This is a genomic window from Ochrobactrum sp. EDr1-4 (assembly GCF_049199085.1).
GTDB lineage: Bacteria > Pseudomonadota > Alphaproteobacteria > Rhizobiales > Rhizobiaceae > Brucella.
The window spans coordinates 88,375-114,184 of the sequence record NZ_JBLZOF010000010.1; the positions used below are offsets into that span (position 1 = coordinate 88,375).

Below are 25,810 nucleotides of genomic sequence, written 5' to 3' on the forward strand. Positions count from 1 at the left end.
ATGAAAGAACAATAAGATGTCTCAGCCGAGTGTCAAATGGCCTGCGTTTAAGCGTTCTTTGGTTGCCATTTTACGTGGTATAAGGCCCAGCGAAGTTGAAGCAATCGGCGAAATGCTTATAGGTGCGGGTTTCGAGGCTATTGAAGTACCGCTCAACTCGCCCAATGCCCTTTCTTCGATTGAGCGCCTGAGCAAGCGCTTTGGTGCGGATAGCCTGATTGGTGCTGGAACGGTTTTAACAGCGGACGACTGTGCCCGGGTAGCAGATGCCGGTGGGTGCCTGATGGTCAGTCCCAACATCGATGCCGATGTGATGCGGATAGCCAAGGAACGCTCTATGGTCACATTGCCGGGTGTATTCAGTCCGACTGAAGCGCTGAAAGCAATTGAGCTTGGAGCATCGGCATTAAAGTTCTTTCCTGCCTCGGTTCTCGGCCCATCGGGTATTTCTGCGCTAAGCGCAGTGCTTCCTAAAAATATAGTGATCGGCGCTGTTGGTGGCGTCTCCCATCAAAACTTCCACGACTATATAACTGTTGGCATTCGTACCTTCGGATTGGGAAGCAGTCTTTATCGGCCCGGACAGAACGCAAAGATAGTTGAGGCGAATGCCATTGAAGCGGTCACGGCCTATGACGAAGCAATTTCTACAGCCAATTCTGGAGTATAGATAACATGACTGATAATCAGATAATTCGGTATGAAACCGCAGACAATCAAGCGGGCGGTCAGCCTCGCCCTTTCGCCAAAGCCGTACGCGCCGGTGACTTTGTTTATGTTTCAGGTCAAGTACCCACAATGGATGGCGAAGTCGTCGCCGGTAATATTGTGGTGCAAACCGAACAAGTCATCTCAAATATTAAGTCAGCTTTGGCGCTTGCAGATTGCACATTGGCCGATGTGGTTAAAGTGAATGTCTGGCTGGATGACGCTCGCGACTTCTCAAGCTTTAACGCAGTTTTCAAGAAACATTTTCTCGACCATCCACCAGCGCGGTCCACTGTGCAATCGCCGCTTATGGTTGATGCTAAAGTGGAGATGGACGTAATAGCTTACAGCAAACCAAAAGTCATTTAATGAAATAATAGACTTACATCCTTATGAAACACAGATAGACCAATTTTGGGAGTGCACAGACAGCAGGTTTTCCCTGTGCCCTTCCATCATTTCCGTCCCTCTTTTACGAGTAGCCAGAGGAAGTATATGCCTCCGATGCTAACAGTCATGATGCCGACGGGAAGCTGTGTTTCGAAGGCGTGCTGAGCGGCATAATCTGCGGCAGCAAGAAGCCCACTGCCTGTCAACGCTGAAGGAATAAGCGCAACACCTGCAGAACGCGTGATCCGACGTGCAATCTGTGGGGCAGCAAGCGCAATAAACGAGATCGGTCCAGCGGCGGCCGTGACAATAGCCGTGAGTGCAACGCCAAGGATCATCAACGCCGCCCTCGTGCGATTGGCATTCACACCAGAGGCGCGCGCTGCATCATCTCCCATTTCGAGTTGTCGCATTGGTCGTGCAAGAAGCATCGTCAAGGGCATGATAATGAGAAGAACAATTGCAACGGGCACCAGCTGATCAAAGCCCAGACCATTGAGCGAACCCGCGCCCCAGATAGCAGCTGACATCGCCACATTAAGATCAGCCGCCTTGATCATCCAACCATTGAAGGCGGATAACATAGCTGAGATGCCAATACCCACAATGATCAGCCGGAAGCCTTGCATACCATTGCGCCAAGCCAACATATAGACAGCGAGCGCTGTAATCACGCCACCTGTCAACGCTCCTGCGGCAACTTCATAATAGCCGCCAGACAAAAGCAGGATGACGATCAATGCACCTGTATAAGACCCCGCCGCAAAGCCAATGATATCCGGGCTACCCAGTGGATTGCGGGTCAGTGATTGGAAGATCGCGCCGCTCATGCCAAGTGCTGCGCCCAATAAAATGGCCAGCAGAACACGCGGCAACCGCCACTCAACAACAATCATCCGCACCATATCCTCACCCTCGCCGCGTAAGGCACGCAGCGCATCGGGGATCGGAATTTGGTAACTGCCACTGGTGAGCGATGCGATTGCAACAAGCAAAATCAACGCAATGAGAGCAAATCCAATCAGCAGTCCACGTCGATGCAGGCGAAGGGAAAAGCGACCTCCAAAGAAGCGAATGACCGCGATATGGCCAGTTCCAACACGTGTTGAAGGTGTTTCTGTCATAGTCCACTCACCTTCCTGCGTCGTGCCAGCGCAATAAGCACCGGCGCACCAATAAAGGCCGTCACAATGCCCGCTTCGAGCTCGCCTGGATAAAGCACCAGGCGTCCGACAATATCGGCACTGAGTAGAAGGACCGGCGAGAAAATCAGCGTGAAGGCAACAATCCGTCTCTGATCAGGACCAGTAAACCAGCGCACCATATGCGGCACCATCAGACCGACAAACCCAATAGGACCACAAGCCGCAGTTCCAGCACCCGCGAGCAGTGTGACAGCAATCACCACAAGAATACGCGCACGCAGGATACTTGCTCCCAATGAGCGCGCAAGATCATCACCCAGTGCCACTGCATTGAGCGGTCGCGCGGCCAACAATCCAATAACAAGGCCAGCGAAGATAAACGGAGCAACGCGCGCCACCACATGCATGTCGCGGCCTGCAAGCGAACCAATCGACCACATACGCAGCGCATCAAAGGTTTGCGGGTTCAGCAACGTCATGGCAGAGCCAATACCACCCAACACGGCTGAGAGTGCCACGCCAGCCAGAACCAGTCTAATGGGCGTTGCACCTTCTCTTCCGCTGGCACCCAGCGCATAGACAATCAGCGTGATGATAATAGCACCAGCGAAAGCCGCCCAGATATAGGTGTCAATCGACTGCCAGCCCAAAAGGCCAACGGCCAGCGTGACGAAGAAAGCAGAACCGGCATTGACGCCCAAGATTCCGGGATCGGCCAAAGGATTGCGGGTCGCAGCCTGTATCAGTGCGCCCGACACGCCAAAAGCTGCACCGCATAACAGTCCAAGCAAAGTACGTGGCAGGCGATAATCAAGCAGTATAATTTGCTCGGCTGATGATCTGTTCTGCCCTGACAAGGCTTGAAGCAGCACATCAGGCAAAAGCATCCGCGTTCCAACAAGAAGGCTGGCAAAACTAAGCGCAACCAATAGACCAAAGCCGCAGAGTAGAAACAGGAAACTGATCCGCATTGTTGGAGCTGAAGCATTGACGGGTAACCGAACGGGCCTGTCTACTTTCAACGATTGGTCCTTTTGATTATCAATCATTGTGCTGACCTAATGGAATACCTGCCGCCGACCAGGCTGGCCATCGCTCTAACCGCTTGCTGCTCTTCTATGCATTGCTTGTTCTTCACGTATCCATCAGACTCGTGCCTGTCCTTCAATCCAGTAACCAATCTCATCAATACGCTTCTTCTCAAAGCTGAACCCATCAAGCAAAAACTTGAAGCAATCGAAAACACAAAGACTTCACCTGCGATATAGAGATAACCCACACCGTAGGGCAAGCATGGAATGTTTCGTGCAAGCCATGGCAGTCCTTCGTGGCGCTGATCTCTATCTCAGAACAAGCTTTTCCCACGAATTGCAAATATTCAGCCGTGGCTTCCTTCAGTCGGCACAAGCGGGACCGTATCTTTCTTTACCTTCTCGCGATGGAAGATAAACAGACCCGCCAAAACGATAATCGCGGCGCCTCCCAATGTTTGCACATCAGGCAACTCATCAAAGAACATCCACCCAAACAGAATAGCCCATAGCAACAAGGTATATTGCAGCGGCGCGAGAATTGAAGCAGGCGCAAGCTTTAGTGCACGCGTTATAAGCAAATGCGCAAGGCATGCAACGATGCCGAGTAAGAGCAAGGCAAGCAACTCACCTGTGTCGAACGATGTCCAGTTCCCTATACTCAGGGCGCCACCAACGACCAGACAGCCTATTGTTTGCCAAGTGACCAGCGTTGTATCGGGCGTCGATCTGAGCACGCGCCCCAGAACCAGTGTCAGGGCAAAGGACAAGCTACCCAACAGACCGAACATAGAAGGCCAGGAAAGCATGGCTGAGGATGGTCGCAATGCGATAATCACGCCGACAAAGCCAATAAATACGGCCAACCAGCGTCGCCAACCGATACGTTCACCCAAAAGAAAATGTGAAAGGGCCGCAACGTAAATTGGGCCAGCCATATAAAAGGTCATCACATCTGCCAGCGGAAGGAATGTAACTGCAGCATAAAAAAGGCCGGTATCCGCTGTTGCAAGCACAACACGCGCGAATTGCAGGGATGGCTTTTCTACTTGGAACAGACTTGCAGCTGGCTTTCGCGCAAGCATCGGCCCAAGCACGAAGAACGCACCAAACGATCGGATAAGAAGGACCTGACCAACAGAGAAACTTGCGACCAGCCATTTACCCATGGCATCATTGAGCGCGAACATGAAATCGCCAAGCAGCATTAACAGGATGCCAACCAAGACTGCATTTCCGCCCACGGCAAGCACCGTTTTTTTGTTCATAATTAATTGGTGGTCCCGGCCACAAAAACCAGCATTCTTCGCGCACAAATCCGTTGCTGAGCTTGGCCGACTATACTGCTGCATGTTGGAGTATTACTCTGCTTACTCCGCACATGAAGGCTTTGCAAGATGCTGCTGCAAGTGCACCCTCTTCGTTACTTTTCAAGTCATGCGCAGTAGGCTATAGCGCTTCACATAGCGTCGCGAGGTCGCGCGTTGTGAGGTCAGCATGAGCACTGAGTCCAAACCTATTGTCGGGATAGCATTAGCTTCAGCAGGCTATGCCTGCTTTGCGCTACAGGACGCGATTGTAAAATGGCTCGTCGCTGATTACGCAGTGCCGCAAATTCTTTTCATGAGAAGTCTGGTTATTGTCCTGATAACCGGCGGGTTAGCCTGGCATTTCCGCCATCCTTCAATATTTAAAAGCAAATACCGGGGAACACTGGTTCTTCGCGCAGCTTTAATGCTGTTGGCCTGGCTGCTTTTTTATAATGCCGCTCGATATTTAGGTCTTGCAGAATTAACGACACTATATTTTTCAGCACCAATAATGGTCATGTTCTTGTCGATTTTTATACTGAAAGAGAAGATCGGCACAGGACGCTGGATCGCTTGTATCGGTGGCTTCATTGGCGTTCTGATCGCAGCAAATCCAACGCATTCTCCAAATCTTATCCCAGCACTGATGTGTGTTGTTGCCGGTTTCTGCTGGGCTCTGAGCACGATTTTGATACGCCTTGTGAGCAGGACTGAAACAACACTGACCCAGATGTGGGCTACAAGTCTTCTGTTCGGAATTGCATGCGCTGTTTCCTTTCCATGGATCTGGAAAACACCTGACGCGACTGGGTGGCTTTTGATGCTCATACTGGGACTGGTCGCGACCGTTGGACAATATCTGCTTTATGAAGGCTTCCGTCATGCGCCCGCTTCCGCTCTTGCACCAACGGAGTTCTCGGCACTGATCTGGGCATTTATCTACGGCTATGTGCTCTGGGCAGAAATCCCCACCGAGAACGTTTTGATCGGCGCAGTATTGATTGTTTTTTCAAGCATGGTTTTGGTCGCCTGGGAGCGCCGTGCTGAACGTGCTGCGCAAGCCGGATAACCGTTTCTCGCGATGTGCTTAACAATCAGAAACCAGTGCTTAACGCCCAGACAAAATAAAAACATTCACTTTGTACTCATATTTATTTAGTAAGAAAAGGCTTGATAGAGAATCGACGCGCATCTCGTTCAATATGCCGATATAACAACTTGAATTGCGTTAAAGCGTCTCTCGTAAAGCTGTTATGGGACCAGTTCGAAAGCGTTATCATGAATTTGAATTTGCTTCCATTTCTGATGGCACGGTCTTTTTTCGTCACGTCTGTTTTGACAGATAGTTCGGGGCGTTGAACTTTGTCGCTCGTTCTTAATTCGGTTTATGCATCGCAACGCCAGTCTGTGCTTAGCACTGTATTTCGGATTGTCCGGGATGCACAAATTGCTGAAGACTTGGCGCAAGAGACATATATTCGTGCAAAGAGAGCAATCGACAGCGCACCGATAGAGCATATCGAAGGATATCTTCACCAGACAGCCCGCAATCTTGCCTTGGATTATCTCCGTCGCAAGAAGACGCGCAGCTCCGTAGAGAGTGAGACAACGGACCCATCCGTTATCGATGTTATCGCCAGTGATGTTATATCTATCGAAGAAGCGATCATTGAGCGCCAGAAATTCCATCAGTTTAAGCACGCACTGGCTGGCTTACCGAAGAGAGCTCAGGCAGTACTGATACTCAGTCGAATAGATGAATGGCCTCAGGCGAAAATTGCTGAACATCTTGGTATATCGGAACGAACGGTATTTAATGATTTGAAATTGGCGCTTGGTCATTGCAGAGATATTTTACAGCGATATGAAAAACCTTAGATCTTTTGGATTTGACCAATCATTTTGCCGGTTACAACAGTGTCAGGCGTCAAATGTATAAAGAGTGCTGCTGCACTGACTATGGGATGGCCTGAGTGGAACGTCGCGATACTGACAAGAATAAGGCTTCAGGTGAGACTTACGCTCATGACGACGCGGTTGTCGACGAAGCTTTGAATTGGTTTCTGAAGCTCAACGACCGGCCGCAGGATGAACAGCTGCAAAATGCTTTTGAAGCATGGCTGAATGTGTCTCCAAGTCATATTATCGAGTTTCGCAATATAGAGAATCTGTGGGGCTCGAAAGTGTTTCAGGCCGCAGTCGAAACCTTGCCGCAGACAAGTGTAAGATCAAAACGGCGGCAACCATGGTTTAGCTTCAGAAATATTGCCATCGCCGCATCGCTTGCCGCAGTTACAGCTGTCGGTGCCATGCGTCTTCCAGACATGATGCTTTGGATGGAAGCTGACTACATGACTGCTACCGGCGAGATCCAGCAACAGAATTTACCGGATGGATCATCGGTTTTACTCAACACCGGTTCTGCAATCAAATTTGACTTTGAGAATGGAAAACGCTTCGTCTCTGTTTTGAAAGGTGAAGCTTTCTTTGACGTTAAACACGATCCAGAGCACCCTTTTCGGGTTAAGAGCGCTTTTGGCAGCGTTGAAGTAAAGGGCACAGCCTTCTCCGTGAAAGAGGCGACAAACCACGTCGATGTGGTATTGGAGCGAGGAGAAGTTGAAGTTCGTTGTGATTGCGAGCAAGGCGCAATGGCTCTTTTAAGACCGGGCGAAACAATCACATTGACGTCAGATTCACTCTCCGCAATCAAACCCATTGATGCAGAGCAAGCACTGGCTTGGCGTGATGGCCGCATGATTTTTACAGACGTGGCACTCTCAGCCGTCCTCAGCGAGCTTAAACGTTATTATTCGGGCAAGATTTTTGTTACTGACGACCGTATCAACCGTTTGATCGTGACGGGTAACTATCGCCTTGATAATATTGAGGGTGCGGTGCGAACGCTTGCTGATGCGGCAGGTGTTTCTATGACCCGCATTCCCGGCGGCATTATAATTCTTCGCTAAATTCTCAAGTTTTTTTTCTGGTTCTCGTTGTCTGCTGCGTCAAACCCTTTGAGAGCGGTGTTCGACGATCTGCGAACGCCCACTGTAAGCATTAAGAGGGTATTGAAATGTCAATATGGCGGGAACATTCTTGTTTGTCACGAAACTCTAACCGACCCGGTTCAAGACGGCTATCAACTACATTGCTGATGGCATCAACAGTGGTCAGTTTAGTTTCTATGAGCACAATGGGGCCAGCTCACGCACAAACCGGACAAGCTTCTGGTGACATACAACAATCCCGCAGTTTTGAAATTGCTCCGCAGCCTCTGTCATCCGCGATTAACAAATTCATCAGTCAAACCGGTTGGCAAATCAGCTACTCGTCAGAACTGGTCCGCGGAAAACAATCGCAAGGCGTCAGTGGTCCGCTGACACCAGCGGCTGCGTTACAGCGACTTGTGGCTGGCACCGGGCTTGCAATCCGCATTGGAGCGCCGGGGTCCGCAGCCTTGGTTGATCCTGCCCGATCAGCAATTAATTCCAGCGCAGCCGATGGCACTCTTTTGCTGGATACCATTACGATTGCAGCAGGTGCAGGCGCGTCAGGGCTTACAGAAGGCAGCAATTCATATACGACATCAGAAGCGGGGATGCTGAAAGGTATCGAAAGCCTGCGTGAAACACCGCAGTCAGTCAGCGTCATTACGCGCAAGCAGATTGAGGACCAAAACCTCACCTCGCTGAGCGATGTGCTGAGCAAAACCAATGGCCTCACCCTGCAACGAGCCAGCAGTTCAGCGGGATCATCGCTGGGCAACGATACCAATTTTTACTCACGCGGTTTTCAGGTTGGCAATATCCGTATCTACGGTGGTGCCGCGATGGACACTGTTCTAAACGGATTTGGATCGATCAGCGGCATTGATATGGCGCAGTATGATCATGTTGAGTTTCTGCGTGGAATTGATGGTCTCTATTCCAGCACTGGTGATCCAGGCGGTACAGTTAATCTCGTCCGCAAGCGTGCCAAGGCCGAAAAGCAGACAACGTTTTCAACGAGTGCCGGGAGCTGGAACAATTATCGCGTTGAGGCAGATACCACCGGCGCTTTAAATGAAGATGGCACTATCCGGGGCCGTGTCGGGGTCGCATATCAAGATCAAAAATATTTCTACGAAACCGCAAAAATGCGAAATGGTCTGGTTCATGGTTCTCTCGAATTTGACCTCACGCCTGATACACTTTTGATCTTGGGCGGCAGCTATAAAAAGACAGATGGAAAGCCCGATTTTGCGGGCCTTCCCCGCTATAGCAATGGCGCTGACCTTGATCTGTCGCGCAAAACATCGCTTATCCCTGACTGGTCCTACACGCACGATACCTCAACCGAACTTTACACACGGCTTGAGCATAATTTTAATGAGAACTGGGCTGTGAACGCCAATGTTCTCTATTCACGTATGAAGCGTGATCACAGCGGAGCTTATGTATTTGGTGGCGTTGATGCTGCGACGGGTGCCGGAGGCTATCTCTATAGTTTTCCTGAAACCAATATCATGAACCGCATAGCCGCCGATATTAATATCAAAGGCAATGTCGAGGCATTTGGTCAGGAGCACACACTCCTGTTCGGTACGGACTATCAGCGCGGCAAAGCTGATTCTGAGCAATATACTGGGTATCTTGGCTACCCAATGGATGTATTTAATCCAGTATTCCCAGATGAGAACCTGCCAGCCTCTCCACTCAAGGATAGCTATTACACGACGGAAAAACAGTCATTCTACGGAATGGGACGGTTCGGCATCGTCGACGGTTTGCACTTGATAGCTGGCGGCAGGCTATCGAACTATTCATATAAGAGTGAATCTTGGGAAACGAACGGAACCGGCTATGTGCAGGGTTTACGCCATCTCAAAGAGAAAAATGTTTTCACGCCTTACGTTGGGTTGACTTACGACGTCATGGACAACTGGACAGCCTATGGTAGCTATGCGGAAACATACAAACCGCAATATATGTATCGTGCTGGCCCTCTGCCGGGAACACCACTTGATGCCGTAGAAGCCAAGAATTATGAGTTGGGTATCAAGGGCGAAATCCTTGGTGGTCTAGCAAACACATCCTTTGCACTTTATCGCATCGAACAAACTGGTGCCGCAGTTGAGAACCCAGACTACCCATTGAGCTATGGCGCATTTATCTGCTGCTATCTCAATCAGGGCAAAGTTGTCAGTGAAGGATTTGAGGCCGAGATCTCCGGCGAAGTTCTGTCAGGACTACAGCTTTCCGCAGGTTATACGTACAACCAGAATTCTGACAAAGATCAAAACCGTTCATACAGCACCATTACACCGAAACATATGTTTAAGCTGTGGTCGACCTATAAACTGCCAGGCAAGCTGGAGGGATTAACCCTTGGTGGTGGAGTGGTTGCACAGAGCAAAACATTCGTTCGTGGTAGTGCTGTAACCTACAATCCCGATAGCGGTAAGTGGGATGGTGCCTCAGTACCGTTTGAATTTACCCAGTCGGGATACTCAGTCTGGAGTACGCGTATCGACTACGAAATAAGGCCAGACTTGAATATAGCACTCAACGTCAACAATATTTTCGATAAGAAATATTATTCGACAGTTGGCTCCAGCTCGACGGGGAATTTTTATGGGGAACCACGCAGCTTTACTGTATCTCTAAGTGGCAAATTCTAAAATGTACTGCTAACACACTGTGTAAGCGAGCATAGCGTAACTTGAAAATGATGATATCGTTTTGCAGCCTGAGAAACCCGGTTTTTGGGCTGCAAAACGAAGACAGGTGGTGAATTTGAGAACTACATTTTCACGCTTTATAGGTGTTTTACTGCTTCTTGTCGGACTGTCGCTTAGTCCAGCTTTCGCGGTAGAACCCAATCATCCGCGCACTGTCAATCATGCTCTTGGCACGACTGAAATCCCTTCTGATCCACAGCGCATTATAACACTTGGCTGGAGTGGTGAAGATGCGGTGCTCGCATTGGGCAAAGTACCAATCGCGATGATGCATTATGGCCTGTTTGAAAGTGGTGTTTCCCCTTGGAATGAAATTAAACTTGGTAACGAAAAGCCAGTCTTCATCCATGCCGGACCGTTGGACTTTGAAGCCGTCGCAGCATTAAAACCTGATCTTATCCTTGGCATCTATTCCGGCATTGACGCAGTTGCATATAAGCGGCTTTCTGCAATTGCACCGACTGTCGTTTATCGCTCCGGTCCGTGGCAGGCCGATTGGCGAGAGCAGACGACATTAACAGGTGAAGCGCTCGGCCAGACCGAATTGGCAGCGCAACTCATTGATCAAACGAACAAGTATTTACAAGAACTCGGTGGGCAGCATCCCGATCTGAAGGGCAAGAGCTTCATTTTCGGCACCTATTTTGCCGGCAGCAACAGTGTGGTGGTTTATCTTCCTGCTGACCCACGTGTGCAGGCGCTAACGGAACTGGGTCTGAAAATTCCAGATGGTGTTGAGGTTCTAGGCCAAACGCACAAAGGTGATTTTTCAACCTCTGTAAGCCTTGAGAATATCGGTAGTATCGACGCCGATATACTTATCATGTGGTATAGGGATGGAGCACGAGAGGCTGCCGAAGCCCAACCTTTGTTTACAGCGCTGAACGCTGTGAAGCGAGGCTCTTATGTTCCACTTGAAGATCCGGTTTCGGTCTGGTCTACATCGGCATTGAGTGTTCTTTCGATTCCTTACGGGTTTTCTAAATTTGTGCCGCATCTGGCTGAGGCTGCACGCAAAGCGGAGCAGCAATAATGATGCATGACGACACACATAATCACGATGCCCACTCAGACGATCATGATCACCACCATGATGAAGATGATGGTCATCATCACGATCCCTATGTGGAAGATTATTTTCTGGGTGAAGCGATAGACGTTGAACAACTATCGCCATCGATGATCCGGGTTGTTCTAAAGATCATAGGCGGAGAACGCCTGATCCCATCGGGCCATGCGGATGAATGGGTGCGTCTTGCGCTACGGCCTGATGCAGATACACCGGTTACGCTGCCGGTTCTGATGGAAGACGGCAAGTGGGGCAGACCTGATGGCTCGAAGCATTGCCCGAACCGTCCTTATACGATCCGCCGCTGGGATGCTTCACGCTGCGAGATGACGATTGATATTGTTGTGCATGAGGGCGGGGTCGCAGCAGGCTGGGCGATGTCTGCAAAAATTGGCGATGTGGTTGGCATTTGTAACCCGGAAGGCCGGTTATGGATTCCCAAGGGCAGCAGCTGGATATTGATGCTGACTGACATTACCGCTCTGCCTGCTGTTGGCCGTGTTCTGGAGGAACTGCCAGAGGGTTTTCAGGCAGTTGTGCATGTAGAAGTGCCGCTTGATGAAGACAGGCAAGAATTGACGACACAGGCCAATGCCAGCATTCACTGGCATGTCTGCCATGGTCTGAAAGCTGAACGTCCGGGCTATACTGAACTGCCACGCATTGCACAGGCTATCGATCACCTGCCGGATGGTCCGGGTTATATTTATATCGCCGGTGAAGCACGCGCGGTATCGGATTGCCGCAAGCATTTCCGCGATACGCTTGGCTTCGACAAAAAGCGGATTGATGCAATCGGTTATTGGATTGAAGGACAAGCGCGGGTTTAATGGTCTCGTAGTGGTGTTTGCTGAGACCCGCAAACACCCACCCCCACATATTTTTAAATAGCAGTTTAGGCGCTTTCTCTTTTCACCACATCATACCCGATATCGATGATGGAATTGCTTACACCTGGTCCCGAAACACGATGGATGATGAGTTCCATACTTCTCTCGCCCATCTCATAGGCATTGGGTTGAATAGTCGAAAGACCTGGTGTGATTTCTGAAGCGATTTCATAGTCCCCCCATCCTGTTACCGCCAGACGATCAGGAACTTTCCAGCCAAGACGCGTACACTCAAAAATTACGCCCGCCGCAACGATATCCGTTGGGCAGATCACCCCATCAATATCAGGATCAATGAGACGCAGTGCCTCCAAGGCTTTCGGACCAGCGCCAAACCCATCAGCTTCATCTACAACACAAACGCGATGGCTTTCTAAACCTGCCACCACAACAGTTTCTGTAAAGGCTGGTAGTCGGTCGCTATACCGTCGGGCAGATGTGCTACCATATCCAACAAACCCGATACGCTGACAGCCTCGCTCTATTAAAAGCCGCGTCATCGACCGCGTTGCATCAGTCATCGAATAACCAACCGCCATATCTAGCGGATCTTGAGTTACCCAACTTTCAACAACAGGTGTTTGGGTTTTGTTGATGAGATCTATTGCCTCTTGCGAATGCTGGTTGCCGACCAGCGCAATACCAGCAACACGTAACCCGATGAACGTCTGAATTGCGGCAGTTTCGTCTTCTTTGGTTTCCGCAAGTTTCAAGATCAATTCATAACCGCTCTCCGTTGCACGATCCTGCATACCGCGTACATATTTATAGAAGCTCGAATTCTTCATCGAAGGAATAACAGCTCCAATCACACGGCTTTGTCCTGATGACAAAATACCCGCTGAATGATTGGGGACATAACCAAGTTCAGCTGCCACCTGAAAAACGCGAAGGCGCGTTTCTTCCAACACCCGCTCAGGATATCGGAACGAATTTGATACAGTCATAGGTGACACACCAGCGGCTTTTGCGACCGACTGCATCGTTATGAGAATTTTACTATGAACCAGATTATTCATGATTAAGGCACAAATTATTACCACAAAAACCTGTTTTCAAGGTTTTATATACTATTGAATTGAAGTTCATAAGAAAATACATCCTTGACCAAAACCGCTTAAAGATTGATTGTAGCGCTACAATATAATGCAATTTCTGGAAATGCATATGGTTTTTGGTTTGGGTGAGAGGGCAGATCGCGAGATGCCCTTATGAATTATCATGCTGAGAATGGAGCTAGTCCACTGGTGCTGCAAGCTGTTACCAAACGGTACGGCTCAGCTATCGCCGTCGATAATCTTGATCTGACGATTGAAGCGGGCAAACTTGTTTCACTGCTTGGGCCATCAGGATGCGGAAAAACCACCACCTTGCGTATGGTAGCCGGTTTTGAGCGCGCAGATTCAGGATCTATCCGCATCGGAAATGCCGATGTAACGACCCTTCCACCGCATCGCCGCCAACTCGGCATGGTCTTTCAAAACTATAGCCTCTTTCCCCATCGAACGGTCGCCGAGAATATAGGATTTGGTCTGAAGATGCAGGGGATTGGTCGTGCTGCACATGATGAGCGCATCAAATCAATGCTTGACCTCATCCAGCTGTCGGGGCGTGGTGATACCTACCCCTCGCAACTCTCTGGTGGTCAGCAGCAACGTGTAGCGCTCGCTCGATCCCTTGTTGTCAACCCAAAGGTTCTTTTGCTTGATGAACCACTAAGCGCACTCGACAAATCTTTGCGCGAAAGCATGCAGTTTGAAATTCGCGCGATGCAGGCGCGTCTTGGCATCACCACTTTGCTGGTCACGCACGATCAGGAAGAAGCGCTGTCTATGGCAGATCAGGTCGCAGTTATGAAAAGCGGTCGAATTCTCCAGCTCGGTACGCCGGGAGACATTTATGACCGACCGCGGAGCCGTTTTGTCGCGGAGTTTCTTGGTGCTTCAAACATATTCGAAGGCACGACATCGCAAGATGGTACTGCGCTGCTTTTATCAAATGGCCAGAGTAAAGTTAGCATTCCGCTTGCCGCTCCTCAGCCTGCTGGGGCGTCAGTGATCCTATCGATCCGCCCTGAACGTATTGTTCCGCTGAATAAGGACGAAGGACTGCTTGAGGGTCGCGTTGTTGGCGCAGTTTTCCGAGGGAATTATGCTGCGTATCAGGTCGATATCCCGGCGTTGCGCCGCGAAATCGTTATCTACAGACAGGCTGAAAGCAATCTCGGTGAACTGGCCTATCATCTGAATCAAGACATTACGCTTGGCTGGAAACCGCAGGATGCGGTCGTCGTAGTGCCAGAATAATTGGAAGACCAGACTATGCAGAAGAACGGCGCACGTATCGGCATTGATGTGGGCGGAACATTCACCGATTTTGTTCTGTTCGATCCCGACAGAAAAAAACTGATACATTACAAAGAACCATCAACACCCGATGATCCGTCAAGGGCGCTGATTGTCGGATTGCAGGCGCTTCTGCAAAAAGCCGAACTTCAGGCTAATGATATCGGCACGCTGATGCACGGCACGACAATTGGCCTGAACGCAATCATTCAGCGTCGTGGCGCCAAAATCGCGCTGATTGTCAGTGAAGGCTATCGCGACATTCTGGAAATCGCGCGCAGCCGAATGCCCTCCTCCTTTGATTTTCATGCCAGAAAAGAAGAGCCGCTGGTGCCCCGGCATCGCATCATTGAAATTGGTGCGAGACTATCGGCTCAGGGTGAAGTCACACAATTCGCAGATGAAGCTGCTATCAGTGACATTGCAAAAAAGTTGAATACGCTTGACGTTGAGGCCGCAGCACTGGTGCTAATCAACGGCTATACCAATCCAGCAATCGAACGCGAACTTTCTGAGAAAATCTCCAAGAAAGCCGGAGGACTTTCTGTCACCTCTGCTGCAGCAATCTGGCCAGAAATCCGTGAGTATGAACGCACGCTTGTCGCCTGTCTTAACGCCTATATTCAACCGCTTATGGGCCACTATTTTGATGGCCTGAAAGAGGGTCTGGCCCGCGATGGCGTGACTGCGCCTATATTGGTGACAGCATCCAATGGCGGTTCGCTCAGCCTTGCATCGGCACAAGAACGCCCGGTCGAGACAATTCTTTCCGGACCTGCTTCGGGTGTTATGGCTGCTGCGCGGCTTGCCAATGCTGCGCAAGTCAGTTCGATTATCACATTCGACATGGGAGGCACCTCCTCCGATATTGCGGTGGCGCAGGATGGCGCCGCACAACTGGCAACGAAAACCGACATTGGTGGACTTCCTCTGGTGCTTCCAGTTGTCGATGTTTCAGCAATTGGCGCAGGCGGCGGCTCAATTGTCTGGGTCGATGATCATGGCGTCCTGAAAGTAGGGCCGCGTAGCGCAGGGGCCATGCCGGGACCTGTTTCTTACGGTCGCGGCGGTACCGAACCCGCAGTCACCGATTGCTATCTGACGCTAGGCTATATCGATCCAATGGGCTTTCTCGGCGGTCGTATGCAGCTTGATAGTCAGGCCGCGCAGGAAGCCTTGGCACGTGTTGGCCATCGCATCGGTTTTAACGGCGACGAAGCAGCGGCGAAAGCCGCAGAAGGAGCGCTCGCAGTAACCACGGCAGGCATGGCAACTGAACTCTACAAAACACTTGCTTCGCGCGGCCTTGATCCGGCAAGCTTTGCTCTGGTGCCATTTGGCGGCGCCGGGCCGACACATGCCAATCTGCTGGCTGAAGAAGTGGGCATCTCTCATATTATCATCCCGCCAGCAGCAGGTACCTTTTGTGCCCTGGGTGCTGCTGCAGCCGATCTGCGTCGTGATTTTGTGCGCAGCCTGCGCCGCTCACTTGATAATGAAAGTGCTGCTTTGCTTGGCGAAACATTTGCCACACTTCAAGCCGAAGGCAGCAAATGGCTTGATGAAGAAGGCGAACAGAGCAGCGGACGGCATTTAGACAAGGCCGCAGATATGCGTTACGTCGGTCAGGCCTATGAACTTCGTGTAGCACTCAACGCAGTTTCCACTGATGCAGAATCTATTGCCGAGGCATTCCACCGCGAACATGAGCGCATTTACGGCTTCCGAGATACGCAGGCAGAAGTGGAACTTGGCACCGCACGACTTGCGGTCATTGGTATTACGCCTGAGCTTAGCGCGCCGGAAATTGCAACAGGTACAGGTGACCCAAAACCCAATGCCTCCCGCCCGCTTTTTCACAAGGGCGCATGGCTTGATGCAGCGATTTTCAGCCGCAATGCACTTGGCGCTGGCGACCAGATAAGTGGTCCCGCCATTATTGAACAGGATGACACAACCACGATCTTGCTGCCTGACTGGATCGCACGCTGCGATACGTCCGGAAATCTGCATCTTGAAAGGCTGACCAAATGAAACTCGATCCGGTCACACTTGCCATTCTCGGCAATAAGCTTGCAGCCATCAGCGAAGAGATGTGCCTGACGTTACAGCGTACTGGCCGCACTCTCTATGTTAAAGAAACGGCTGATTTTGCCTGTGCGCTGGCAGGACTTGACGGGCGTTTTTTTGCCTATCCGCGCTCAATAGGCGTTTCCGGGTTTGTGGGACTTGAATGCGGACCAACGATCAATGCCGTTGGACCGCTGGAGCCGGGTGATGTCATTCTGACCAACGATCCTTATCGTTCCGAAGGTCTTGCAACCCATTTGCCTGATCTGCACATGATCGAACCCTATTTCCATGAGGGCCGTATTGTCGCCTATGGTTGGTGCTTTGTGCATTGCTCAGATGTCGGCGGCCGTGTGCCGTCAAGCATCTCTCCGGTCAATACGGAAATCTTTCAGGAAGGTTTGCGCATCCCGCCCGTCAAGCTGATGAAGCGCGGTGAAATATCGCCGGAAGTTAAGCTTTTCCTTGATGCAAACAGCCGTACACCAGAAGCCAATATGGGCGATATTCGTGCAATGCTTGCAGCGCTTAGCGCCGGTCGTCGCCGCTTTGAACAGGCAATCGCGCAACATGGCGTGGATGCGGTCGCGACCGCAAGCACGGACCTTGTTACTTATGCATCCGAGAAGGCACATGCGGTCCTGCGCAAGGTACCCGCAGGGACTTATGCCTTCTCAGATTATCTCGACGATGATGCTGCCGGAAAGTTACCAGTTCGGATTGCACTAAACGTTACTTTTGAAGATGGAAAAGTCCATCTCGATTTCACGGGAACTGATCCACAGGTCGCAACTGCGATGAATATTCCATCACGCGGCAGACCTCATGCATGGCTCACGCTTCGTGTGCTGGCACTGGTCAACACGCTTGACGCAACTGTTCCGCTCAATGTCGGACTGCTTGATCCGGTGCGCATCACGGCACCTGAAGGAACGCTTGTTAATCCGCAGGAACCTGCCGCTACCGGTGTTCGCCACGCAGCCGCCATTCGTGTCAACGACGTACTCAACGGTGCTTTTGGTCAAGCCTTGCCCAACGTAATGCCCTCCGCATCGTCAGGCACAGTGATCCCGGTGGTTATGGCAGAGCCCGATGGCAAAGGCGGTCGTCGCGTTCAGGTTATTGAACCAATGATCGGCGGCACAGGCGCGCGCAACGGGCACGACGGCGTGGATGGTCGCGATAGCGGCATCTCAAACCTCGCCAACAATCCCGTTGAAACAGTTGAGGCCGAACTCGGCATCGAAATCCTGCGCTATGCGCTGCGCCCGGATTCAGGTGGTACCGGTAAATGGCGCGGCGGATGTGGTATGGAACTAACTTTCCGCATCCTGACCGATGATAGCAATGTACTGGGCCGTGGCATGGAGCGTCTGCTGTTCCGACCATGGGGCGCTTATGGCGGACAGGCGGGACTACCCGGCCAACTGATCGTAAATCGCGGCAAGCCGGACGAACAAAAGCTTGGCAAAATCGATGTTTTGACAGTTAACACAGGCGATACAGTAACATTTCTGACGCCCGGCGCTGGCGGTTGGGGCAATCCGTTTGAACGATCACCTGCGGCTGTCATGCGTGATGTAAAAGACGGTTTTATTTCAGCTGAAGCAGCCCTCACCTTCTATGGCATCGTTATCAGGGACGGCCAGATTGATGACGCCGCAACCGCTCAGCACCGCACAACGCTATCTAAAGCAGCGCCCACTGACGGTCGCGGACCAGAGCGCCAAAGATGGGATGAAGTCTTTGAACCATCTTTGATGGGTCAGCTCAACCACGCGTTAATTGCACTCCCGGCGACCGTGCGACAGCGCCGTCGCACCCAAGTTTTCCAGACCGTGCTCGAGCAATTGCCGGATGGTTTCCCGCGCATCAATGCGACCCAAAATGCTGCGTCTGCGGCCAAAGCAAAGCTCGCAGCAGAAGTTGAAAATTTACTCGAAAATATCTGACATATTCTGATCGGAGAACCGAAATGCCTATTTTGACAAGACGCAACTTTCTCGGCTCCGGCGCTATGCTGGGTCTGGGCCTCGCCACCGGCAATCTGCCTCGCTTTGCCCATGCGCAGAGCGCACAAGAAATTACAGTCACTGCTTTTGGCGGCGTATGGGAAGAGGCCATCCGCAGTTGTTTTGTTGCGCCATTTGAAGCCAAATCGGGTGCAAAAGCAAATGTCGCGCTCGGTGGCCCGCCGCAATGGCTGGCGCAAATCGAAGCAGCGCCGCAGAAGCCCCCGCTTGATGTGCTGATCATGACTCCGGATCTCGCTCTCACTGCCGCCAAAGCTGGTTTGGTCGATGAGTTCACACTCGACAAACTGCCCAATCTGGCAAAAATTCCACAGGAGTTGACTAACTCGGTTGAGAGCAAAGGAACACTGTTTGACTATGGCGTCGCTGGCATCACTTACAACAAAGATAGGGTGAAAAACCCTCCAAAATCATTCGCTGAATTTGTTGATCGCGTCGCCAGCGGTGAATTTGTCGCTTCGGTTCCATCAATCAGCTATGCAGTCACCCCTATCATGCTCATCTGGGCAATGGCCAAGGCTCTGGGCGGTGGTGTGGAGAATGTCGATCCATTCTTCAAAGCTGTTGAGAAGATGAAAGATAATCTCATCTATTGGGCAAGCCCCAACGACTTTTTCAACCACTTGTCCTCCGGCGAGGCCGATATTGGCATTTATTTCGATGGTCGCACCTGGAACCATTATGATGCTGGCGCAACCTGGATTGACTTCATCAATCCGGCAGAAGGCGGATCGCTCAATGGACTTGCCGTGCAGAAGCCGAAAAATGCCAACCCACTGGCATGGGACTATATCAACGAAGTTCTTGATGCCGCAAACCAGACCAAGTTTGCCGACATTATGAATTACGGTGTGACCAATATTGACGTGGTTTATAGCGAAAAACTGAAGCCTCGCATCACTCCATGGCAGAAAACAGCTTTCCCACCTTACGAGCAGATCGCAGAAGTTCGCAATGAATGGGTTGATCGCTGGAACCGTGAAATCGGTCAGTAAGCCTGTGCCTTGGCGTTCTCGGAGTAGAAATATGAACCAGACGAAACCATCCGAGACTGTAGTAGCAAAGGGGCTCGCCTTACCGGGCTGGCTCCTTGCGCTGCCCGTTTTGGCGTTTCTGCTAGTCTTTTTTGTACTTCCGCTTTTTGACAACAGCATCCGCAGCTTTGTTGATGCTGAAGGTGACTTGACGTTCACTCGCTATATCAAGCTACTAAGCGACCCATTTTACCTGCGCATTATCGGCGAAACACTTTTGCTTTCCGGCGGCGTGACGCTGATATGTGTGGTGATTGGCTATCCTGTTGCTTATTTTCTGGTGCGCAAAGCTGGCCGATGGGCCAGCCTCATCGTATTTTTGCTGATCGCACCTCTTCTGACATCGATTATTATGCGTACATTCGGCTGGCAGGTTCTGTTTGCTCGTCGCGGTCTTATCAATAACCTGCTGGTAGACCAGCTTGGTATCATTTCAGCACCGTTGCGTTTCACCAACTCGCCTGAAATCACTATAGCCGCTTTGGTGCATGTGCTTGTCCCATTCATGGTTCTATCTATCAGCACTGTTCTGCAAGGGATTGATCGCCGGCTGGAGGAATCCGCCAAAATTCTGGGTGCAGGTCGGCTGCGTACATTCTGGGAAATAACCTTGCCGCTTTCCCTCGACGGTATCGGCACTGGTGCAATTCTGGTATTCATGATCGCCAATGGCAGCTTCGTGACACTGGTAATGCTGGGTGGCGGTCTGCAAACCTTGCCACTGATGATCTATCAGCAGTTCAACACGACACGGGATTTTGGCATGGCCAGTGCAATGAGTACAATCCTGCTGGTGATAGCTATTGCTTGTCTCTTCCTGCAACTCCGCCTCGTGCGACAACGGGGAGCCTGATCTATTGAAGACTCTTCATAAAGACTGGGCCGGAATTGCCCTCACCACTTTCGTAATCGCGTTCTTCATTTTCATGCTAGCACCTATTCTCGTTGTCGTCGTAGTATCCTTCACGTCAGCGGGCTATGTCTCGTTCCCAATCCCCGGCTGGTCGCTGAAATGGTTTGCAAATATCTTTGCCTATCAGCCTTTTGTAGATGCGATAATCGTAAGTCTTAAAATCGGTCTGGGCGCAACTGTGCTTTCCAGCCTGATCGGCATTCCGGCATGTCTCTATCTTGCAAGATCCCGTGCCGGATGGGCCAATGCTATCATGACTTTCCTGCTATCCCCTTTATCGATGCCGATGATCGTCATCGGCTTCGCTTCACTGTTTTTCATGAGCTGGCTTGGACTTGGTATTTCATTCACAGCTCTGCTCATCACCCACACTGTGGTTTGTCTGCCCTATGTAGTGCGAACGGTCGCCGGTGTTTATGGAAATCTGCCACGGCGCTTTGAAGAGGCGGCTGCAATTCTCGGTGCCAATCCTTTACAGGTTTTCTGGCACGTAACACTGCCATTAATCCGCCCCGGAGTGATGGCGGGGTCGCTGTTCTCATTCCTGACATCGTTTGACAATCTGCCAGTCAGCTACTTTTTCGCAAGTGCTCAAACAAACACCCTACCAGTCGTAATGTTGAGCTATCTTGAACACCAGTTTGATCCAACAATTGCAGCGCTCAGCACACTACAACTGTTTATGGCAATCATTACACTGCTCATCGTGGATCGCATTTATGGCATCAGTAAAATGACCGTGGCAGCGTAATTTCCGTTGCAAACAGCCAGATCAGACAATCGAAGGAACATTCATGCCTCGCGCTGCCGTTATTCAGCTCTTTCACGAAGCCAATGCGTTCACTCCGGTTTGGGCAAATTACGAAGGGTTTCTGTCTGCACAATATTTTCGCGGCGAAGACGTCAGGCGTGAATTTGGATCAACGAGTAACTGGCTTGGTGGTGTCACTGAAGCACTCGATGAATCTGGATATGACATTGCCTACGGCGTCTGCACAGGATGCCTGCCGGGTGGTACATTAGAAACAGAAAGCTATCACCAGCTGGTTTCAGAGATCATTCAATCACTTGGAGATATTGTTGCGGCTGGCCCGGTGGATATTGTGGCGCTCTTGCTGCATGGTGCTTTGGTGGTTGACGGTGTTGCTACACCCGAAACCGATCTTGCACGAAAAGTCCGCGCAATCGTCGGGCCAGATGTTCGCATCGCTGTTCCACTCGATTTTCATGCCAATGTTGAGCCACTGCTTCCTCATGTGGTGGATGTGATTATTGGCGGCAAATTATATCCACATGCTGATACGCATGCGCGCGGCAAGAAGCTCATGCAGCTCGCACTTGATCCAACGAGCGGAAAAACCCGGCGCTTTCGTCTGCCAGTGGCTGCTCCCATGAGCGCACAAACAAGCGATGCAGAACCGTTTAAAGGTCTGGTTGCGCTGTCTGATGAAATTGAGCAACGCGCTGGTCTCGCCGATGTGGTCGTTATGGGGGGATTCCCCTATGTGGACTCTGATGAAGTCGGTAGTTCGGTGCTTATAACCGGAACTGACGCTGACGCCATGAAACAGGCCTATCGCGACATGGCAGAAGTAATATGGGAAAACCGGGAAGCGATTACAAAGCCAGCACCTTCATTCGAAGAAGTCGCAACTGAGATCTATGCGCGTGCCGCAAAGGGACGTCTCGTGATTGGCGATGCGGGTGATAATCCCGGTTCGGGCGGCGTTGCCAATGTTGCTGATATTTTTGCAAGTCTTTCGGCACAGGACTTGCCCTTTGCAGCGGGTTTTATGGTCGATGGCGAGGCTGTTTTGGCAGCGCAGGCAATTGGCGAAGGCAATCGCGGTGCGATTGCGATGGGACGCCTCCAAAATGGATCCCCATTTGTCGTTGATGCATTTGTAGAGCGCATAACCGACGTTCGTTATCGCAATGAAGGTGCCAACTTGCATGGGGAGTTATTAGAGGGTGGTTTGGGTGCGGTCCTTCGGATTGGCGACCATGGTCATATCGTGCTCGTTACAGAGCGTATTCAGGCTTATGACACACAAGCTTTTCGCAACCTTGGGATAAGCCTTGAAAGCAAGGCGATTATCCACGTTAAATCGAGCAACCATTTCCGCACATCATTTACGCCATTGGCAGAGCAAGGCGTCTTTGTCGTTGATAGCGGGGGCTATGCTTCAACGGATGCTACCAAGTTTCCGTTTACCAAGCGTGCAACCCGCATTCTTCCGCTGGCATCACTCGACAAAAGTGAATGGGACCGTCAAGTCGCAGAAGAATGCGAGATCGCATTTCAGTCTTTATGATGAATAGTCTTTGACGACCTTGCCGCCTTTGATGACAATTCGCAGGTGATCAGCAAAGTTTTCCAGAGTGCCTTTATCAAGTGGATTGGCTGAGAGGATATTGAGATCGGCCCGGTAGTTTTCTTTGACTAAGCCGATTTCATTCTCAAGACGCACCAATTTTGCCGCCGTAATTGTTGCTGCGCGCAGCAGATCGAGTGGTGGAACAACATCCGCTCGCAGTGCAAATTCATGCAATTGGCGAGAATGCATTGGTCCGATCAAATCGGTGCCATATGCCATGGGAACACCCGCACGATAGGCAAGCTCTACCGCATAAAGACCGGAGTCTAGCACCAGCTTAATCTTGTCCATCCGATCTTTGGGAAAACCGCTTTCAGCTCCCACTTCAGCCAGCGCACGGAAGCATGAAAGCGTTGGTGTGAGAAAACTCCCTGCCCGCTTCATCAGCGCGACAGTCTCTTCATCGAGCAAATTGCCATGCTCAATTGAGCGGACGCCATTGCGCACTGCACGCGCAACCGAGCGTGCAGTATAGGTATGCGAGACGACATAGAGATCAGCCATATTGGCCTCATCCACGATCGCTGCAATTTCATCTTCAGAGAATTGATCCGACGTGATGCGGTCGGTTGGCGAAGAGATACCACCATTGGCCATGATCTTGATGTGGTGTGCGCCGCGCCTGATCTCATCGCGCGCAGCGCGACGAACCTCGTCAACACCGTCACAACGTCGGCCAAGACTCACCTGCGCATAGGTTTCATCCGTCCGATCCACACCCATAGCGCGGTGATCGCCATGACCACCACTGGCCGAAAGCGCCTTACCGCCATAAAGAAGCCGCGGCCCTGAAATCAGTCCTTCTTCGACCGACTGTGCAAGACCAAAATCCGCACCACCAACATCGCGTACAGTCGTAAAACCACGCGAGAGCATTCCATCAAGTACCTTTGCTGCACGCGCTGCGACATACATAGGAGACTGGCGCGGAAGCTCGCCAAGGTTAGCGGTGTATGCAGTGGCATGGACATGGGCGTCGATCAGTCCCGGAATAACAAAAGCACCTTTGAGATCAATACGGTTTGCATCAGCTTGCGAAAGCTTGCCGGTGTCGATTTCACGGATAAAGCCATTTTCCAGAACAAGATTTTGATCAGCGTGAATAGCTCCGCTTTCAACATCGACAACATTGGCATTTTCAAGGATTGTAATCACTGTAGTTTTTCCTGCCAGAAAACTTGGAAACGGCAAAAGCCGGACTGGTTACCAGCCCGGCTTTTGTTGTGCGATTTGGCTTATTTTTCTGACCAGCCAACACGATTGAGAAAGAGGTTCTCGTTTGGCAAAGGCGTAAATTCTGCATTCTTGGCCGCGCCATAAAGCACCGAAGCCTGATAGAGCGGGATGATGTAATTTTCGGCAGCGACAATCTCGTGCACCGACTTGTAGAGTTCAAGACGACGTTCCGGGTTGATCACGGTTCGCGCCTCATCCAGCGCCTTGTCCAGACGATCATCCTTGATTGTTGACCAACTGCTCGAAGAGTGCAGAAGCGGATAGAGCGTGCCATCGGCGTCCTGACAGCCGCAGCTCCAGCGTCCAAAAGCTGCCGAAGGGATAGTGTCGGAGCCGGATTGCATCTGCTGCATCCAGTTGCCCATATCAGTCGTGACAATTTTCACATTAAGGCCGACATCATTGAGCATCTGCTGAATTGCCTGCACGACGCGCTGATCGTAGGTTGGCGTGGTAAGCAGTGTAATCTCTGTTTTGGCAGCGTCGCCGACTTCAGCCACAAGCTCTTTCGCCTTTTCAGGATTATATTCTGGTGCTTTGATGCCTTCGACAAAGCCAAAAGATACCGGCGAGGTCAGTTCGTCAATCGGTGCATCGTAGCCGCCCAGAATACCTTCGACGATACCTTGCTTATCAATAGCATGGGCAACTGCCAGACGAATGCGCGGATCATCAAGCGGCGCTTTGTTGATATTGAGCGAGAAGAACGCAATGCGCTCGCCGCGAACCGGCAAAACCTTGCCCTGTCCCGAAGCTTCTAACTGAGCTGCAAGATCATTGTCGAGATTGCTTGCAAGGTCGGTTGTTCCCGCCTGCAAGTTGGCGATACGCGTTGAGCCATCCGGCACTGCACGGAATGCAACTTTCGGAAACTCGCCTTTTTTGCCCCAATAATCATCGTTGCGATCAAGCAGAACTTCGACGCCACGGTTCCAGCTCTCAAGCTTATATGGACCTGAGCCAATCGGCTTGATGTTGAACTCATCTTTACTGACAGCCTCAACGACATGCTTCGGCACGATGGAAAGCTTGGTGAACTGAGCAAGCAGAACTGGATATGGACCCTTCGTCGTCACAACAACGGTGGTGTTATCCTTGGCAACGGCGTCAGTGATCTGATTGAACTGACCAATCTGCGGGCTTGCGAAAGCAGGATCGATAATACGTTTGATGCTGAACGCGACATCTTCAGCCGTCAGTGGCTTACCGTCATGGAATTTCACATCATCGCGGATTTTAAACTCGATCTCTGCATCAGAGAGATATTTCCATTCAGTAGCGATCTGCGGCGTGATCTCGCCCTTGTCGTCACGCGTCAGCAGATTGTCAAAAATGTTGCGGTAGACGTTAAAGCTATCAGTATTCCACTGCACATGTGGATCAAGTGAGCTGGGTTCAGCAATGAAATCCACCGACAGCACATCTTTGGCATTGGCGTTGTACGGTTGAGCGGCAAGCGTCGTTGCTGCCAGCATTGCTGCAAAGAGTGCGTTTCTAAAGCGCATCAACATATCTCCAATAGGTTCCCCGATTTTT

At 51.0% G+C, this 25,810-nt stretch carries 21 protein-coding genes; 15 read left to right on the plus strand and 6 right to left on the minus strand.

Annotation, left to right across the window (positions count from 1 at the left end; genetic code table 11):
* Positions 1-16: 16 nt before the first annotated feature.
* Positions 17-670 (plus strand): 2-dehydro-3-deoxy-6-phosphogalactonate aldolase, encoded by a 654-nt coding sequence (locus tag ACOZHT_RS21300; protein ID WP_339512146.1) that lies wholly within the window; start codon positions 17-19, stop codon positions 668-670.
* A gap of 5 nt (positions 671-675) precedes the next feature.
* Complete coding sequence (locus ACOZHT_RS21305; RefSeq protein WP_339512144.1) at positions 676-1,077, plus strand: RidA family protein; 402 nt, start codon at positions 676-678, stop codon at positions 1,075-1,077.
* 86 nt (positions 1,078-1,163) lie between these two features.
* On the opposite strand, the gene ACOZHT_RS21310 is transcribed toward ACOZHT_RS21305, so the two are convergent.
* The 3 genes from ACOZHT_RS21310 to ACOZHT_RS21320 all read right to left on the minus strand — a co-directional run bounded on the left by ACOZHT_RS21310 (position 1,164) and on the right by ACOZHT_RS21320 (position 4,542).
* On the minus strand, positions 1,164-2,222 hold the full coding sequence (locus ACOZHT_RS21310; protein WP_339512142.1) for a FecCD family ABC transporter permease: 1,059 nt from the start codon (positions 2,220-2,222) through the stop codon (positions 1,164-1,166).
* Entirely contained in the window at positions 2,219-3,292 is a 1,074-nt protein-coding gene (locus tag ACOZHT_RS21315; protein ID WP_421566521.1) for a FecCD family ABC transporter permease, read from the minus strand. The genes ACOZHT_RS21310 and ACOZHT_RS21315 overlap by 4 nt, the downstream gene beginning before the upstream one ends.
* Before the next feature lie 329 nt (positions 3,293-3,621).
* Positions 3,622-4,542 (minus strand): DMT family transporter, encoded by a 921-nt coding sequence (locus tag ACOZHT_RS21320; protein WP_339512138.1) that lies wholly within the window; start codon positions 4,540-4,542, stop codon positions 3,622-3,624.
* A 229-nt stretch (positions 4,543-4,771) separates the two neighbouring features.
* Here ACOZHT_RS21320 and ACOZHT_RS21325 point away from each other — a divergent pair, with 229 nt between their 5' ends.
* The 6 genes from ACOZHT_RS21325 to ACOZHT_RS21350 all read left to right on the plus strand — a co-directional run bounded on the left by ACOZHT_RS21325 (position 4,772) and on the right by ACOZHT_RS21350 (position 12,205).
* Positions 4,772-5,653 (plus strand): DMT family transporter, encoded by an 882-nt coding sequence (locus ACOZHT_RS21325; protein ID WP_339512136.1) that lies wholly within the window; start codon positions 4,772-4,774, stop codon positions 5,651-5,653.
* A 293-nt stretch (positions 5,654-5,946) separates the two neighbouring features.
* On the plus strand, positions 5,947-6,462 hold the full coding sequence (locus ACOZHT_RS21330) for an RNA polymerase sigma factor (RefSeq protein ID WP_421566522.1): 516 nt from the start codon (positions 5,947-5,949) through the stop codon (positions 6,460-6,462).
* A gap of 95 nt (positions 6,463-6,557) precedes the next feature.
* Positions 6,558-7,553, plus strand: a complete 996-nt coding sequence (locus tag ACOZHT_RS21335) for a FecR family protein (RefSeq protein WP_339512132.1) — start codon at positions 6,558-6,560, stop codon at positions 7,551-7,553.
* Positions 7,554-7,780: 227 nt separating this feature from the next.
* The gene (locus ACOZHT_RS21340; RefSeq protein WP_421566523.1) at positions 7,781-10,246 is read left to right on the plus strand and encodes a TonB-dependent siderophore receptor; all 2,466 of its coding nucleotides are present in this window, start codon (positions 7,781-7,783) and stop codon (positions 10,244-10,246) included.
* Between the two features lie 115 nt (positions 10,247-10,361).
* Positions 10,362-11,339: an iron-siderophore ABC transporter substrate-binding protein gene (locus ACOZHT_RS21345; RefSeq protein ID WP_339512128.1), complete on the plus strand. Its 978-nt coding sequence runs from the start codon at positions 10,362-10,364 to the stop codon at positions 11,337-11,339.
* Positions 11,339-12,205: a siderophore-interacting protein gene (locus ACOZHT_RS21350; protein ID WP_421566524.1), complete on the plus strand. Its 867-nt coding sequence runs from the start codon at positions 11,339-11,341 to the stop codon at positions 12,203-12,205. Before ACOZHT_RS21345 ends, ACOZHT_RS21350 begins: the two co-directional genes overlap by 1 nt.
* A 65-nt stretch (positions 12,206-12,270) precedes the next feature.
* On the opposite strand, the gene ACOZHT_RS21355 is transcribed toward ACOZHT_RS21350, so the two are convergent.
* A complete protein-coding gene (locus ACOZHT_RS21355) occupies positions 12,271-13,284 on the minus strand; it encodes a LacI family DNA-binding transcriptional regulator (RefSeq protein WP_421566525.1) in 1,014 nt (337 codons plus the stop codon).
* 192 nt (positions 13,285-13,476) lie between these two features.
* Here ACOZHT_RS21355 and ACOZHT_RS21360 point away from each other — a divergent pair, with 192 nt between their 5' ends.
* Genes ACOZHT_RS21360 through ACOZHT_RS21390 form a run of 7 tightly spaced genes read left to right on the plus strand, consistent with a single transcriptional unit; the run spans position 13,477 to position 22,975 of the window.
* Complete coding sequence (locus ACOZHT_RS21360) at positions 13,477-14,571, plus strand: ABC transporter ATP-binding protein (protein ID WP_339512124.1); 1,095 nt, start codon at positions 13,477-13,479, stop codon at positions 14,569-14,571.
* A gap of 15 nt (positions 14,572-14,586) precedes the next feature.
* Entirely contained in the window at positions 14,587-16,644 is a 2,058-nt protein-coding gene (locus tag ACOZHT_RS21365) for a hydantoinase/oxoprolinase family protein (protein WP_339512122.1), read from the plus strand.
* Positions 16,641-18,632 (plus strand): hydantoinase B/oxoprolinase family protein, encoded by a 1,992-nt coding sequence (locus tag ACOZHT_RS21370; protein ID WP_421566526.1) that lies wholly within the window; start codon positions 16,641-16,643, stop codon positions 18,630-18,632. Before ACOZHT_RS21365 ends, ACOZHT_RS21370 begins: the two co-directional genes overlap by 4 nt.
* A 23-nt stretch (positions 18,633-18,655) precedes the next feature.
* The gene (locus ACOZHT_RS21375; protein ID WP_339512118.1) at positions 18,656-19,708 is read left to right on the plus strand and encodes an extracellular solute-binding protein; all 1,053 of its coding nucleotides are present in this window, start codon (positions 18,656-18,658) and stop codon (positions 19,706-19,708) included.
* 31 nt (positions 19,709-19,739) lie between these two features.
* Positions 19,740-20,600 carry an ABC transporter permease gene (locus ACOZHT_RS21380; protein ID WP_339512116.1) on the plus strand — a complete coding sequence of 287 codons (861 nt, stop codon included), beginning with the start codon at positions 19,740-19,742 and terminating at the stop codon, positions 20,598-20,600.
* A gap of 4 nt (positions 20,601-20,604) precedes the next feature.
* On the plus strand, positions 20,605-21,411 hold the full coding sequence (locus ACOZHT_RS21385; RefSeq protein ID WP_339512114.1) for an ABC transporter permease: 807 nt from the start codon (positions 20,605-20,607) through the stop codon (positions 21,409-21,411).
* Positions 21,412-21,454: 43 nt separating this feature from the next.
* Positions 21,455-22,975, plus strand: a complete 1,521-nt coding sequence (locus ACOZHT_RS21390; protein ID WP_339512112.1) for a M81 family metallopeptidase — start codon at positions 21,455-21,457, stop codon at positions 22,973-22,975.
* On the opposite strand, the gene ACOZHT_RS21395 is transcribed toward ACOZHT_RS21390, so the two are convergent.
* Complete coding sequence (locus ACOZHT_RS21395; protein ID WP_339512110.1) at positions 22,970-24,193, minus strand: metal-dependent hydrolase family protein; 1,224 nt, start codon at positions 24,191-24,193, stop codon at positions 22,970-22,972. The two genes, ACOZHT_RS21390 and ACOZHT_RS21395, sit on opposite strands and share 6 nt — an antisense overlap.
* 80 nt (positions 24,194-24,273) lie before the next feature.
* On the minus strand, positions 24,274-25,779 hold the full coding sequence (locus ACOZHT_RS21400; RefSeq protein ID WP_339512108.1) for an ABC transporter substrate-binding protein: 1,506 nt from the start codon (positions 25,777-25,779) through the stop codon (positions 24,274-24,276).
* Positions 25,780-25,810 lie beyond the last annotated feature (31 nt).